The 14,027-nt window shown below is 57.5% G+C and carries 11 protein-coding genes; 8 read left to right on the forward strand and 3 right to left on the reverse strand.

Annotated elements, in window-relative coordinates; all coding sequences use genetic code 11:
* Positions 1-51 precede the first annotated feature (51 nt).
* Positions 52-1,239, forward strand: coding sequence for a 4-hydroxybenzoate 3-monooxygenase (gene pobA, locus BLS27_RS00855; protein ID WP_090342379.1), 1,188 nt, complete (start codon positions 52-54; stop codon positions 1,237-1,239).
* Between the two features lie 21 nt (positions 1,240-1,260).
* On the opposite strand, the gene BLS27_RS00860 is transcribed toward pobA, so the two are convergent.
* Positions 1,261-1,908: an ankyrin repeat domain-containing protein gene (locus tag BLS27_RS00860; RefSeq protein WP_043211245.1), complete on the reverse strand. Its 648-nt coding sequence runs from the start codon at positions 1,906-1,908 to the stop codon at positions 1,261-1,263.
* Positions 1,909-2,083: 175 nt separating this feature from the next.
* Between BLS27_RS00860 and ggt the strand changes: the two genes are divergently transcribed.
* Together ggt and BLS27_RS00870 are read left to right on the forward strand one after the other, a co-directional pair.
* Positions 2,084-3,913: a gamma-glutamyltransferase gene (gene ggt, locus BLS27_RS00865; protein WP_090342383.1), complete on the forward strand. Its 1,830-nt coding sequence runs from the start codon at positions 2,084-2,086 to the stop codon at positions 3,911-3,913.
* Between the two features lie 78 nt (positions 3,914-3,991).
* Positions 3,992-4,873 carry a LysR family transcriptional regulator gene (locus BLS27_RS00870; protein ID WP_043211342.1) on the forward strand — a complete coding sequence of 294 codons (882 nt, stop codon included), beginning with the start codon at positions 3,992-3,994 and terminating at the stop codon, positions 4,871-4,873.
* Positions 4,874-5,837: 964 nt separating this feature from the next.
* On the opposite strand, the gene BLS27_RS00875 is transcribed toward BLS27_RS00870, so the two are convergent.
* Positions 5,838-6,566, reverse strand: coding sequence for a DUF899 domain-containing protein (locus BLS27_RS00875; RefSeq protein ID WP_090342386.1), 729 nt, complete (start codon positions 6,564-6,566; stop codon positions 5,838-5,840).
* Positions 6,567-6,712: 146 nt separating this feature from the next.
* Here BLS27_RS00875 and BLS27_RS23925 point away from each other — a divergent pair, with 146 nt between their 5' ends.
* A complete protein-coding gene (locus BLS27_RS23925) occupies positions 6,713-7,039 on the forward strand; it encodes a YdcA family protein (RefSeq protein WP_090342390.1) in 327 nt (108 codons plus the stop codon).
* Here the strand turns inward: BLS27_RS23925 and BLS27_RS00885 are convergent.
* Entirely contained in the window at positions 7,036-7,695 is a 660-nt protein-coding gene (locus BLS27_RS00885) for an HAD family hydrolase (protein WP_090342393.1), read from the reverse strand. The genes BLS27_RS23925 and BLS27_RS00885 overlap by 4 nt on opposite strands.
* A gap of 1,470 nt (positions 7,696-9,165) precedes the next feature.
* Between BLS27_RS00885 and BLS27_RS00890 the strand changes: the two genes are divergently transcribed.
* The 4 genes from BLS27_RS00890 (at position 9,166) to BLS27_RS23555 (ending at position 14,000) form a co-directional block, all read left to right on the forward strand.
* Positions 9,166-9,864, forward strand: coding sequence for a hypothetical protein (locus BLS27_RS00890; protein WP_090342397.1), 699 nt, complete (start codon positions 9,166-9,168; stop codon positions 9,862-9,864).
* 113 nt (positions 9,865-9,977) lie between these two features.
* Entirely contained in the window at positions 9,978-11,774 is a 1,797-nt protein-coding gene (locus tag BLS27_RS23550) for a hypothetical protein (protein WP_139205729.1), read from the forward strand.
* The gene (locus BLS27_RS00905; protein WP_090342410.1) at positions 11,771-12,682 is read left to right on the forward strand and encodes an ATP-binding protein; all 912 of its coding nucleotides are present in this window, start codon (positions 11,771-11,773) and stop codon (positions 12,680-12,682) included. Before BLS27_RS23550 ends, BLS27_RS00905 begins: the two co-directional genes overlap by 4 nt.
* Positions 12,672-14,000, forward strand: a complete 1,329-nt coding sequence (locus BLS27_RS23555) for a hypothetical protein (protein ID WP_139205730.1) — start codon at positions 12,672-12,674, stop codon at positions 13,998-14,000. The genes BLS27_RS00905 and BLS27_RS23555 overlap by 11 nt, the downstream gene beginning before the upstream one ends.
* The last annotated feature ends 27 nt before the right edge of the window (positions 14,001-14,027 follow it).

The following is a 14,027-nucleotide window of genomic DNA, read 5'->3' on the forward strand; positions in this document are numbered from 1 at the left end:
TGCCAAGGCATGCGTTGCCAGTACCGGCATCGATACGACGAGACAACAACAATGAAGACTCAGGTTGCAATCATCGGGGCTGGTCCGTCCGGCCTGCTGCTTGGCCAGTTGCTGCACAGAGCTGGCATCGACACCGTGATCCTCGAACGTCAGACCCCAGACTACGTGCTCGGCCGCATCCGTGCCGGCGTGCTGGAGCAAGGCACGGTCGACCTGTTGCGCGAGGCGGGTGTCGCCGAACGCATGGATCGTGAAGGACTGGTGCATGAGGGCGTCGAGCTGCTAGTCGGCGGTCGTCGCCAACGCCTTGACCTGAAGGCCCTCACCGGCGGCAAAACAGTCATGGTGTACGGCCAGACCGAGGTCACCCGTGACCTCATGCAGGCCCGCCAGGCCAGCGGTGCGCCGATCGTCTATTCGGCCAGCCAGGTGCAGTTGCACGGGCTGGACTCTTCACAGCCCTTTGTCACTTTCGAGCAGGACGGCCGACGCCTGCGCGTGGACTGCGATTACATTGCCGGATGCGATGGTTTCCACGGTGTGTCGCGCCAGAGCATCCCTGCGGGGGTGCTCAAGCAATACGAGCGCGTCTATCCGTTCGGCTGGCTGGGCCTCTTGGCCGATACGCCGCCGGTCAACCATGAGCTGATCTACGCCCACCATGAGCGCGGGTTCGTGCTGTGCAGCCAGCGTTCCCACAGCCGCAGCCGCTACTACCTGCAGGTGCCGCTGCAAGAGCGTGTGGAAGATTGGAGCGACGAGCGCTTTTGGGAAGAGCTCAAGGCCCGGCTGCCAGAGGACGTGGCGGCACGACTGGTCACCGGGGCGGCGCTGGAGAAAAGCATCGCACCGCTGCGCAGCCAGGTGGTCGAGCCCATGCAGTTCGGCCGGCTTTTTTTGCTCGGCGATGCCGCGCACATCGTCCCGCCCACGGGTGCCAAGGGGCTTAACCTGGCGGCGTCGGACGTCAATTACCTCTACCGGATCCTGATCAAGGTCTACCGCGAAGGGCGTACCGACCTGCTGGCTCAGTACTCGCCCCTGGCCCTGCGCCGGGTGTGGAAGGGTGAGCGCTTCAGCTGGTTCATGACCCAGTTGCTGCATGACTTCGGCGAGCATCAGGATGACTGGGACCGCAAGATGCAGGAAGCTGACCGGGAGTATTACCTCAGCTCGCCGGCCGGGTTGGTGAACATTGCCGAGAACTATGTGGGGTTGCCGTTCGAGGCGGTGGAGTAGGGCGGACGGCTCCATTCGCCCTCATTTCTCCAGTAACGCCACGATCTCCCGATATCCTCGCTGCTGCGCGTGCTCCAGTGCCGTCACGCCGTCCTTGTCGGCGATCGCCGGGTCCGCCCCGGCCGCCAGCAGCCGGCGGACGATGTCCACGTGACGCGGGCCACCATCGCCAAGGATCACCGCCTCCAGCAAGGCGGTCCAGTGCAGGCGGTTGAGATGGTTCACGTCGACACCTGCGTCGATCAGCATCTGTACGGTCTGCACATGGCCGCGTTCGGCGGCGGGAATCAGCGCGGTGCCACCGTAGCGGTTGGTGCTCTTGAGGTCGGCACCGTGATTCAGGGTCAGTCGCAGGATCTCGTTCAGACCACGGGCCCCGGCATATAAATAAGGACTGTCCTGGATGTCGTCCTTGGCATTGACGTCGGCGCCAGCTTCTATCAGCACCTTGGCTGTCGCGACCTCATTGGCGTGGGTGGCCACCAGCAGCGCGGTGCGGCGCCGAGCGTCCCGCGCATCGACGTTGGCGCCTTCATCGAGCAGACGGCGTACGGCAGAAGCATCGCCACGCTGGGCGGCATCGAGCAGTTGGGTATCCATGGCAAGGGTCTCGGCGTGGGCGACAACGCTGATGAGCAAGGCGAAGAGGGCGGCGAACGGCAAGCGCATGGGAGAGGCTCCTGAATGACCGGTCTTCATCCTAGGAAATACCCTTGAGTGCTTGAAGTTAATTCTGCGCATGAACATCAGTGCATTTCTGGATATACCCCTGTTTTCGGGCTTTTGCGCAGGTTCGGCTAAAATCGCTGGTTTTGGCGCCCTGCGCCTGCCCTCGAATTACAGGATGTCCTTCTTGAAAAGGCCTTTACCCGTTGTAGTGCGTGTCACGGCTCTGTGTTGCCTGGCGACCTTGACCAGTTGTGGCTGGGGTGGACGAACGGCAGAAACGCCCTCGGTCTTGCCGTTGCCACCCGAGCTCGACTCCGGCTACCGCGCCGGGTTAAAGCCGACTCATGCCAGCCGGCACATGGCTGCCGCCGCCAACCCCTTGGCCAGTGACGCAGGGCGCTCGGTGTTGCGCGCAGGTGGCAGCGCCATCGATGCTGCCATCGCCATGCAGGCGGTGCTCACCTTGGTCGAACCGCAGTCCAGCGGTATCGGTGGAGGGGCGTTCATCCTCTATTGGGACGGGCACCAGGTCCAGGCCTTCGACGGTCGTGAAACCGCGCCCTCGCAGGTTACGCCGAACCTGTTCCTTAAGTCTGACGGCACGCCCATGGCATTTCGTGACGCCCAGATCGGCGGCCGCTCAGTGGCCGTACCCGGCGTGCTGCGCGCCTTGCATTTGGCCCATGAACAGCATGGTCGACTGCCATGGCGCGACCTGTTTGCCCCGGCCATCGCCTTGGCCCGCGACGGTTTCCCGATGTCCAAGCGATTGCACACACTGCTGGCAGCGGACACCTATGTCGCCGGCTCGCCCGGCATGGCCCGCTATTTTCTCGATGCCCAAGGCAAGCCCTTGGCGGTCGGCACGCTTCTGAAGAACCCCGAGCTTGCACAGACGCTGGAACTGATCGCCACGCAGGGGCCTGATGCGTTCTACACCGGCGACATTGCCCAGGCGATGGTCGAGGCTGTGCGCGGCCATGCCAACCCCGGCCTGCTGTCGCTCGAAGACCTGCGTCGCTACCAGGCCAAGGAGCGCACGCCCGTCTGTGGGCCCTACAAGATCTGGCGCATTTGCGGCATGCCACCGCCATCCTCCGGTGGCGTCGCGGTATTGCAGACCCTGGGCATCCTCGAAGCCCTGCAGTCGGCCACACCGTCGCTGGACTTGGCCAGCATGGCACCGACGCAGGCGGCGTCGGTGGCGGGTCTGGAACCCGCGCCCATGGCGGTTCACCTGATTGCCGAGGCCGAGCGCCTGGCCTACGCCGACCGTGCTCAGTATCTGGCTGATAGCGACTATGTGGCGGTGAATCTCCAAGGGCTGACCAACAAGGCGTACCTGGCGAGTCGTGCCCGGCTGATCGGCCCGAGCAGCATGAAGCACGCCGAGGCCGGTACACCGCCGGGTAACAACTTGGCCCTGTCGCCTGACCGGTCTCCCTTGCGCATTGCCACCTCCCATGTCTCGGCCGTCGACGATCTGGGCGGTGCGGTTGCCATGACCACGTCCGTGGAGGCCGCTTTTGGCTCGCACCTGTTCGTCAAAGGATTTCTGCTGAACAACCATCTGACCGACTTCTCGTTCGTACCCAGCGCAGACGGCAAGCCCGTCGCCAATGCGGTCGCTTCCGGCAAGCGACCGCTGTCCTCGATGTCGCCGACACTGGTATTCACACGTGAGTCCGGCGAACTGCTGGCCAGTCTGGGCTCACCCGGTGGCTCGCAGATCATCGGTTACGTGAACAAGGCATTGATGGGCCTGTTGGATTGGAAGCTCGATCCCCAAGCGGCCATCAACCTGCCCAACTTCGGCAGTCGCAACCTCGGCACCGAGGTGGAAGCGGGGTTGGCAAGCCCAGCCCTGATACAGGCGCTTCAAGCCCGCGGCCATGAGGTGACACCGATGACGATGACCAGCGGGACGCAGATCATCCAGCGCACCGCTGACGGCTGGTCGGCGGGTGCCGATCCTCGGCGCGAAGGGACGGCGCTGGGCGACTGACGCGCTGGCGCGTGCGGTTGCCGGCGGTGTATGGGCGTGCTAGAAGTCGGGTCTGTCATTCAGAAGTTGAATACACCGATGTCTATCAGCGTTAAACCGAATAGGGCCCTGTTCGACCTCGACCTGCTGCGCGCCATTGTCGTGGTGGCCGACTGCGGCAGTTTCACCACGGCGGCGACGCGCTTGCACTCCACCCAGTCGACCATCAGCCAGAAAGTACGCCGGCTGGAGGACATGGTGGGGCACCGCCTGCTGGTGCGAGGCAACCGCGACGTGCTGCCCACGGACGCAGGGCAGACACTGCTGGGTTATGCCCGGCACATGCTGGCGCTGAACGACCAGATGCTCGAAGCCCTGGCGGGGGCGATGGTTGGCGTGACGGTGCGCTTGGGAGTACCTGAGGATTTCGTCGGTGGGCGCACCACCAATGCCTTGTCGGCATTCAGTCGACGCCATCCTCAGGTCAAGTTGGAGGTTACCAGCGGGTTGTGCCGGGACCTGAGCCAAGCCTATGACAACGGCGAATTGGATCTGGTGTTGCTCAAGCAGCGGCGTAATGCGAGGGAAGGGGTGGCGTGCTGGCCTGAGCGATTGCAGTGGATCGACAGTGCCCGGACACCGGCCTTCGAACTCGACCCGATCCCACTGGTGACTTTTCCGCCGCGGGGGTTGTATCGCGATGACATGATTACCGCGATCGAGGGGATGGGGCGGCGTTGGCGTATCAGCTTTACCAGCTCCAGCTTGAGCGGGATACAGGCGGCGGTGGCCGATGGCATGGGGATCAGTCTGTTGCCGCCGCGGGCGGCGACGGCGGAGCACCGGGTGTTGGGAGTGGAGCAGGGGCTGCCGGAGGTCGATAGCTACGAGATCGTGGTGGTGCATCGGCCGACGGCGGATGGAATGGTTCGGGCGTTGGCCGAGGTGCTCATGGAGTTGCTTGCGGCGCACGAGATTTGATTTGGCGTTGGTTGTTGTTGGTTGTTGGTTGTTGGTTGTTGGTTGTTGGTTGTTGGTTGTTGGTTTTGAGGTTTGTGGGCTTATCCGTTTGATTTGGCGACGGTTAGTCACCTTTCCGCCTTTACGGCGGGTCACTTTGGTCTTGGCCAAAGTAACCAAAGCCGCTGCGCCCCCGCATCCGGCCCGGCGCTTCGCACCGGGTCCCCTCGCTGCGGTGTCTTGCGGGGCCTCGCGGCCTCCGGCTGGCTACGCCAGCCTCCATCTCGCGACTTCGGCTACCGCCGAAGGGCGCTACGCGCCTGCCCCTACAGACACCTCCGCTCGGCCTGCTGATGGGGCGCAAGTTACGGGCGGCGCCTGGGCTGGCGTTGTTTCATTGAGTGGTTTTTGTGGTGAGCTTTTGGGCCATTCGCGGGTAAACCGGAGCACCGAACCGCCGCTCACACAGGCTCACCGCAGCTCTTGAGAACGGCGCTGTGCCTGTAGGATCGGCGGTTCGGTGCTCCGATTAACCCGCGAATAGGCCTGAACAAACACCCAAACAATTAACTTGTTTGCCGTTGCCGTTGCCGTTGCCGTTGCCGTTGCCGTTGCTTTTGCTTTTGCTTTTGCTTTTGCTTTTGCTACGCGATAGTCCAGACGCCACCAATCGCGACCTCAGGAGGCCGAGTGGAGGTGTCTGTAGGGGCAGGCGCGCAGCGCCCTTCGGCGGTAGCCGAAGTCGCGAGATGGAGGCTGGCGTAGCAAGCCGGAGGCCGCGAAGCCCCGAAAGGCACCGGAGCGCAGGGAACCCCGGAGCGCAGCGCAGGGGCCGGATGTGGGAGCCAACGGTTTTTGCCTACTTTTGCCCAAGAGCAAAAGTAGGTCGCCGTAAAGGCGAAAAGCGCCGGTAGCGTCCCCACCAAACCCGGATATTCACCCAGCCTGAAAGCCCAAGCCCAAGCCCAAGCCCAAGCCCAAGCCCTCACTCATGACAACACTGCCCAACCCGCGCCCCCACCTCATACCGATCATGATGCCGCACCCAATCCATCGTCCCCCCCTCATTCCTCCCCAACGGCGCAATGTCGAGAAAGTTGTAAGCCCCCACCAGAATGTCCAACCCCCGCGCATACGTGGAATAGGTGTGATAGACCGCCCCATTCCCGTCCCGGTAGAACGCACTGAGCCCTGGCAGCTCCTGCTCGCTCCCCGCATAGGCCTCGTAGTTGTACTGCCCAGACCCATCCGTGGCGACACTCACCCCAAAGTCCTCGTTGAAACTGCCACCGTGTGACGAGAACCAAGGAAACCGCCACCCCATCCGCCGCCGGAAGTCCTGGAACTGCCCATAGGGCGCCCGCGACACCGCGACCAGCGAAACGTCATGGTGCGCCAGGTGCAGGTTGGCACCGTCGAAATGATCGGCCAGGAACGAACACCCCGGGCAGCCCTCGCTCCAACCGTCGGCGAACATGAAGTGATAGACCAGCAGTTGGCTGCGCCCGGCAAACAGGTCCGTCAGCCCCAGCTCGCCATCGGGCCCGTGGAAGCGGTAAGGCTGTTCGACTTTGACCCACGGCAAGGCCCGCCTGGCCGCTGCCACTTCGTCACGCTGATGAGTAAGGGCTTTTTCATGCAGCCAGAGCTGGCGCCGGGCGGCGAGCCACTCGCTTCGGGTCACCACTGGGTGCTTGATGTCTGGATTGTTCATGACGCTGGCTCCACGTGAGGGATTCAGCGAATGGTCGAATGGCGGCTGTTGGATTCGACAAAGGCTTGCCCCCTCACGACGAATGGTGCAGTAGCCCGGATGAATTCGAGTGATATCATCAGGCCACTAATCACAAGGAGCTGTGCATGCGCTGGCGTTGTCTGTCGTTATTTCTGTTGACTCTTCTGCTCGGCATCACGTCGGCCCAGGCGGCTAACACCCCGTGCTCGGGTCGCAAGGGTGGGATTGCAGGGTGTGACGGCGAGATCTTCCTGTGCAACGACGGTTCGATCAGCGCTTCGAAGAAAAACTGCAGCGCGTTATACGGGAGCCGTACCGCGCGCCCGGCAGTGCAGTCATTGCGCGCCAGCGACGAAGGCTGCGGATGCGGCAGTGGCAACTACTGCACGGGCCCGCGAGGCGGGGTGTATTGCCTGACACCCTCGGGCAACAAAAGCTACCGTCGACGCTAGCCGGCCATCTCGTCTATCAACGCCCACAACCGCGTGTCGTTGAAATCTTCGACCACCAATCGCGCCCCGGCAGCGAGCAATCGCTCGGCAGTCTGGGTAGTGGCGATGCCCACTGTGAAGATGCCTGCATCGCTGGCAGCCTTTACGCCGGGCAGAGAGTCCTCGAAAGCCAGGGCCTGGCTGGCCGTGGCTGCAAGGCGCTGCAGGCCAGTCAGGTAGGGCAGCGGGTCGGGCTTGGGGCGGGCCAGTTCCTCGGCCACCAGTACATGCCCGAAACACCCCTCCAGGCCCATGGCGGCCAGCATGTGCTCGGCATTGAGGCGGGGCGCATTGGTTACCACGCACATACCGATTTCATGCTGCCGGGCGTAGGTCATCAGGCGTGCCAGTCCGGGCATGGGCGTCAGCCGAGGCGACAGCTCGCGGAATAACGCCTCCTTGCGCTCGGCCAGGGCCAGGCATTGGGCCGGGCTGCAGAGAGGAAAAAGCTCGGCGAACAGCTCTCCGTTGGCCCGCCCGCTGACCTGGGCCTCGAACTGCGCTTGGCTCAGCTCGCGGCCGTCATGCTCGCGCAGCAACTGGCGGAAGGCCTGCAAATGCAGGGTATCGGTATCGGTGAGGGTTCCATCGAGGTCGAACAGCAGGGCGGTCAGCATCGGGTATCCAAAAGGGGAAAACGTCAATCCCGGCCATGATAGCCAAACAGTCATCTTAACTAAATCTTCCAATTTCTGGCTAGTCGATAATCTCGGCATTTCAATGGCTTGCGTTCCTGTCAGATCGCGGATTTTAATATTTACTTGGTGCTTTCGAGGTGAGGGTTGAGTTGAGTTGGAGCGTTGTTACTAAAAATTGGCGAATAAGCTTGTAGCTACGCAATAAGAATTGCTGTTTTAGGTTCTTGAGGATATATAGTTTTCTGCTGATCGGGTGTAATGACTCAAGATGGTCTTCAGGACCCTATTTATTGGTAAGTCCTGTCGATTGCGTCCTTGTTTTTGGAACTCCTTTTGAAGATGCCGAATGTGCTTTCTCCGATACTGGGGTAAGCACTGCGTGATGTCTGCTGCTGACCATCCACAATCCAGCAGAAAAGCCAGTAATCCGTTTCTCCACACAATCGGTCCTTTTAACGCATCAGGTGTAATGCGCTTTGCTCGGGACCTGAAATGATTTGGTAGGTTAGTTGCGGGCGTGTCAGCTAGTAATTCGCCCGCTCTAATGTCTGGGAACAGGAGTCCCTCGCTAAGTTTGCAAAGTCCTAACCAAGCGTGGATTGCTCGCACTGGACATAGCTGAGGTAAATAACCAATAGTCAAAAGCTGGGGAGGCGACTTATGCGACTTTGGGGTTGGGCGAACTGTTATCTGTATTCTTTTTGGCGTCACCACCACGTCCTCCAGGCTCAGTGCGCAAGTCTCATTCATCTCCAATCCGCACCAGTAAGAAACGAGCAATATCGCTCGATTACGCACTGATTTGAGGAGTTTATGATGTATCAGGCGTGCTCTGTCATGGTTCAGAAGGGCGCGGGCTTTTTTGAGCTCGTGTCGATGGCGAGCGATCTCGCCTTTTAACATTTTAGTCAGTTCGGAGACACAATGAAATGTAGGAGTCGTCTGTGAAGATATAGGTGCTTGTAAACATGTCACTTTCTCGAACTCCCTGCAGAGCCTTAATACGGTGGGGCATTGGGTGGGATCTGCAAATCCGAGTGTTCGATGATAGCGAGAGAGCGCTGTTAGGATCCGACCGATTTCGGCAGGGGTATCTCGGAAGCTATGCAACAGATATAGGCACGATTCTTCAGCTGTACAGGGAAGGCCACCTTCATAGTAATTTTGGAAATCACGTATATAACCCATTGTTTGACGGTCAAAAAGGGATGGCGGGGGACCTGGCATGGATAACGTTTTCATCGCGTCGCTTCCTCTATGCTTGTGATTCCGTAGCGGCTTATTATTTTTCTTACGTTATGCGGTGCCTTTTATTTCCAATAGGCATCATGGGTGTGGGGCAACTGTGCGATTATCACATTGTGGAATCCGCCCCCATCCGTCATAGAAGACCTCCGCGAGGGGTTGGCATATCTACCTAAGCATGAAGTCTATGTTGAGGGTGTAGATATGTCTAAAAAAATCGCGAAGCAAGCGACGCCCAGCAATGCCTTGATTGCTCAGATGCGTAACCGTGGATCTGTCCGCAGCAGCATTTGGCATGTTTATAGTTTGAAAGCCAATAATGACTTGATCCTAGAAAGCCATCGTGAAGTCGCGCATTGGTTGGTTTATCTTGAGTTTGACTCATCAATAGTAAGTTTCTGGAAGCCACGCGGCGATGAATTTAATGCAGATCAGCGAGGTGGGCGCAAGGTAAAACTTGATGCGATTGCTACGAATGCCGAGGGCTTGATCGAGTGGCATGAGGTAAAGTCCGGATACATTGATGATCTAGAGGCGCATGAGCAACTGAAAGTTCAGAAGGAGTTGGCGCGGGCTGCAGGGGCTCTTTACCGACTTTTCGATGAGTCAACACGAAGCGCCCGTCACTATGAAGTTATACCCTTACTAAGATTGGCAAATTTCGTGGCGTTGACGCGCTGGAGTGCAGATATCAACACAACAGAAGCGCTTCTTTTTCAACTCATCGGGCGAAATGGAACCGGTACTATTGGTAGTTTGGCGCAGATGTTACCTAACCTCGACATGACGGAGTTGGTCGGCGGGCTCAGCCGTTTGGCAATCAAAGGGCAGGTAAAGTTAACGATTGATGCTTTCACCCCAAACCTGCAGACCACATGGTCTTGCAAAGTTGAACGGCCATGAAGCGGGTTGTGATACCCCAGAGCGTGCAAGCTGGGAACTGGCCGAGACTGCCAGCCTCGGCAGTCCCCGAGGAGCACTGCGAGCTGTTCTGTAAGCGTCGCACTGCAGTGCAGATGTACATTGAAGGTCACGCTTTGCGCGTAATTGAGCAGAAGACCCACCTAAAAGGGTGGGAGGTTAATCGGTTAGCGACCCGCTTTCTGACTTTGGATGACCAAGGCCAGTGTATTGGCGAAAGAGCTTTGCTTCCCTATATTCATCTCAAATCCTACGAGCGACGCAAACCATCGGGTCACAAATATAGTGGCCAACAGGGAGGGATGTCGGGCTGTCTTCAGCATTTGCTTAAAATATATCCGGAAGTTGAAGAGCAGATGATCGCGGTTATCAAAGATTCCGCACAGACGCTTGATGATCAGAGGAACGCAATTGCGTTCCTTGCCAAAAAGTTCATGCAGATTTTGCACGCCGTTGCCCCTGACCATCGTGGTTGGCCGTATTCGACTAAGTATCAGGGGCGTGTGAGCATACGCCGCTATATTCTCGCTCTGCGCAACCAATTTCCGGCCTCGTACATTAACGCGCATGGCAGTCCCGAGGCGAGAGCGCATATTGTCACGGGTACCGGGCATCGGCCATACCTTGTCGCGCAGCGACCGTTCGATGTTGTGGAATTGGATGGCCATTTTCTCAGTGCTTTTTTTGTTTTGTTGGTGGAGCAAGTAAATGGCTTGATGCTACCGATTCCGTTAGACCGTATGTGGTTACTCGCTGCTATTGATCAATATTCCCATGCTGTGCTTGCGTACAAATTGGTCTTGCGAAGCCAGCCTGGAGCCAGTGATGTTCGCGAAGTGCTTGTGCGAGCAAGCTTGGGGGGGTGGAAGGCGCAAACACTGGAAAACACCAATTTTCCCTATAAGGTCGATGCTGGTTTTCCTTCTAGTGTGATTGAGGAATGTTGTGGTGTCACGTTCAGCGTACTTAGTGTTGACTCGCATCTATCCAATATAGCTAAGAAAATTACGCTTCAAGCGCGGCAGGATTTCGGCTTCCATCATTACTTGGGGCCAACCGGACGTTTTGAAACGCGCGCAAAGATCGAGCGACTTTTTGCGGAGGTTGTACGACACACAGCTTTATTACCTTCGACAACCGGTAGTCACCCTCGTCATGGCAGAGCAGATGGCGCGCAGGAAAAAGCCGTTGATTATCAGTTGGATCTGACACGATTTATCCAAGCATTGGACGTCGCGCTAGCCAATTATAATACGGAACCGTCGGAAGGTATTGGCATGTTTTCGCCGTTGGGCTTGATTCGACAGTATATGAATCAAGCTGCCATACTACCACGCATTGCCGTTGAGCGTCGTGAACGGCTGAAAGTCGACTTGATTACTAAGTATGTCACGGTGCGCGGAAGCTTGGCGGAAGGGCGGCGACCATACGTCATGCTGGATCGGGTCAGGTATACCAGTGAGCATTTGGCGGCCAACTTTGATCTGATCGGGCTCAGATTGTGTGTGGAAATTGATGAACATGATTATCGCGCTGTCAACGCTTTCCTACCCAATGGTGCTGCAATAGGTGTACTCCACGCCTGCGGTTGGTGGGCGACCTTTAGGCATACGCCGTACATTAGACGTTTGGTTAATTCGTTGATTGCTCAACGAGCGTTGACTATCACTGAGGATCTTCCACCCAGTCAGCAGATCTGTGATTATTTCATTCGCCACAACGAACCCAACCGGGCGCTACTGGTTAAGCAGGCCGAGGATCCGAGCCTGTCGACATTGCCGCGCGCCGTCGTGCCTGTGAAAAAACCGGTGAAGGATTACCTGCTTCAGCCGGGTCAAGAATATCCTGGTCTTCCCTCCGCTGGGCATGCCGATAACCGAGGTGGATCATGAATATTACGCATCCCTTAATCAGCAAGCAGGCGCAAATTATCACGCCTGCGTTCATTTGGGCGGTGCGATTGTGTCTTGATCGGGTTGCAATGAGACGTTCCGCAGTGATGTTTCGTGGGCATTCACGGGTTGGTAAAAGTCGCTGCGCTGTGTTTGTGGCCGAGCAGCTAAAAAAACAGTTTCCTGAATGCCATGTTGTTTTGCACATAGCGCTGAAGCGGAAAGATTCGCGCCCTAACTTGCTTAGGGAGCTTTGTTATTCTGAAAGTATTCATCCAAAGGAGCGTGTGGATCTGCGCTATCATTTGGTAGCTCATGTGGAATCATTATTGGTCGGGCAGCAGGCTGGGCAATATATTTTGGTTATAGATGAGATTCAAAGATTGTTGCCGGTGGATTACTTTGACTTGGCGGATATCTACAATTTGCTACAGGTGAAGAACATCTGCATGACGTTGATTGCCTTTGCTCAGCCGCATATCGATGAACAAATTACTATGATTAATAAGCGTCGTGACCAGCAGTTGATCGCACGGTTTTTAACCGAGATATTGACTTATCCTGGCTGTCGTGGGGTCGACGAACTCGGCGTGATATTGAATGCCTACGATACGGGCTCCGAGTTCCCCTCTGGTTCAGGAACGAGCTATACCGCGCATTTTATACCCAAGGCCTTCTCGGCAGGTTTTCGTTTGGCACTTGCTACCGAGTCGCTATGGCTCGAATTGTCGGCCAGTACTTCCGGAAATTATACAAACAACATTCCCATGGACCATCTGTGTGAGTCGGTACTCAATCTACTGCTCAACCTTGCAGCCAAGGACAGCACCTCCATGGAGCTTGATCCTCACTGGGTGAGTGAGGCCGTGCAAAAAAGCAACCTACGGGCTTTTTGTGATGCATTATAACCGTGGCTATTTCTTTCCCGATGGGTTTCCCACGCCCTTCGAAGCGGCCTTTGCTACTGTGCAAAGAGCTGCGGTCATCAACGGGGTACCGGCACGCGCTTTGTTGCTGGCCTTCAGTCCTGGCGAAGGCGACCATCGGTGGCGCCACGGCAGTGTGGCCAGCGCAACGATTCAGGGGTTGTACGCGCCCGGGCGTCCCTATCTGGCGAATACGCACTTCATTGGCAGCGTTTCACAATTTTTTGCCCCGCGTGTCATGGATAAGATGCAGTACTGCCCATTGTGTGCCGCTGACTCAGGCTACCTTTCGCTCTTTTTCCATCTGCGATGCGTCCGATGGTGTCCATGGCATCGGATTGAACTCAAATCTTTGTGCGCGCAATGTGCTGATGCCGCGGCCTTTTGTCCCGATCGGAACAGTCAGCCGTGTGGTACCTGCGGTTATGCCGTGCCCAGCTTGAAAGTGATCCTCGACAGCTTGCGCTCGGGTCTCTGTGCTCAGCGTGCCGCTCATAGTTTGCGGCTATTTAGCACCTTGGCGCGTCTTCAGCGTCTGGGAATTTTAGATACCATGCGGTTGGGGGAGGGTCCTATAGATCCTCCCGTTCTGATTCAACCTCACAGTTTTTATGACGCGTTCGAAGAAGACTCGACCCTACGGCGATACCGGGTGGCATTAGACATGAGAGGGGGCGAGGATAGCCTGACGCAACCGCGGCAGGTGGATGTGGTCTATCGACGGTTTGTGTCATTTTGGAGGTCGAGGCTACTTCGGCGCCATCGTCATTGCCTGCATAACGCCAACAGTTGCCTGGGGATCCTCGAACGGGGATCGTGCGTGTTCGCGCTCACGCTGATGCTGTTTCGGCAGAAATTTGAAACATTGCCTATTTCAAATACTCACATTTGCATGTCTGACAGGGCTCTGGAGTGCCTAAGTGAGTTGGGCTTCACGCGTAGTAGCCTACGCAATTATTTCAAAGTAATGTTTTATCAGTTGCTTTCCCGGCTGTGGTATCGCTGCGCCCATAGCAACGGTTTTTCTGTCCGTGTGGATTCTCGTTTCTTCTTCACGCCCTTTCTGGGCAGAGCGCCATCACTTAGCGACTACCTCGGTGAGACCATCCGAGGACGGGTCCATGAAATCATCATCGACTTGCCTGCCGGACTGCCAGTGCTGCGCAAGCTCATGAGCCACGGGCGCACCGATGCGTTGCTGCGGATTTCCCATGCTGCCGGCACGGTTTCAGTTCATACCGATGCCCAGCCAAAGTTCTTGTTCGGTTTCGAAATCCTGGCGAGCGCCTTTGTATTTTGAGTTCAGTGCATTGTGCGGAATGACGGA

This window comes from Pseudomonas guariconensis (assembly GCF_900102675.1).
GTDB classification, from domain to species: Bacteria; Pseudomonadota; Gammaproteobacteria; order Pseudomonadales; family Pseudomonadaceae; genus Aquipseudomonas; species Aquipseudomonas guariconensis.

Bases quoted from the DNA above. Each gene is read 5' to 3' on its own strand.
- pobA (WP_090342379.1), top strand. From the start codon at position 52: ATGAAGACTCAGGTTGCAATCATCGGGGCTGGTCCGTCCGGCCTGCTG.
- BLS27_RS00860 (WP_043211245.1), bottom strand. From the start codon at position 1,908: ATGCGCTTGCCGTTCGCCGCCCTCTTCGCCTTGCTCATCAGCGTTGTC.
- ggt (WP_090342383.1), top strand. From the start codon at position 2,084: ATGTCCTTCTTGAAAAGGCCTTTACCCGTTGTAGTGCGTGTCACGGCT.
- BLS27_RS00870 (WP_043211342.1), top strand. From the start codon at position 3,992: ATGTCTATCAGCGTTAAACCGAATAGGGCCCTGTTCGACCTCGACCTG.
- BLS27_RS00875 (WP_090342386.1), bottom strand. From the start codon at position 6,566: ATGAACAATCCAGACATCAAGCACCCAGTGGTGACCCGAAGCGAGTGG.
- BLS27_RS23925 (WP_090342390.1), top strand. From the start codon at position 6,713: ATGCGCTGGCGTTGTCTGTCGTTATTTCTGTTGACTCTTCTGCTCGGC.
- BLS27_RS00885 (WP_090342393.1), bottom strand. From the start codon at position 7,695: ATGCTGACCGCCCTGCTGTTCGACCTCGATGGAACCCTCACCGATACC.
- BLS27_RS00890 (WP_090342397.1), top strand. From the start codon at position 9,166: ATGTCTAAAAAAATCGCGAAGCAAGCGACGCCCAGCAATGCCTTGATT.
- BLS27_RS23550 (WP_139205729.1), top strand. From the start codon at position 9,978: ATGTACATTGAAGGTCACGCTTTGCGCGTAATTGAGCAGAAGACCCAC.
- BLS27_RS00905 (WP_090342410.1), top strand. From the start codon at position 11,771: ATGAATATTACGCATCCCTTAATCAGCAAGCAGGCGCAAATTATCACG.
- BLS27_RS23555 (WP_139205730.1), top strand. From the start codon at position 12,672: ATGCATTATAACCGTGGCTATTTCTTTCCCGATGGGTTTCCCACGCCC.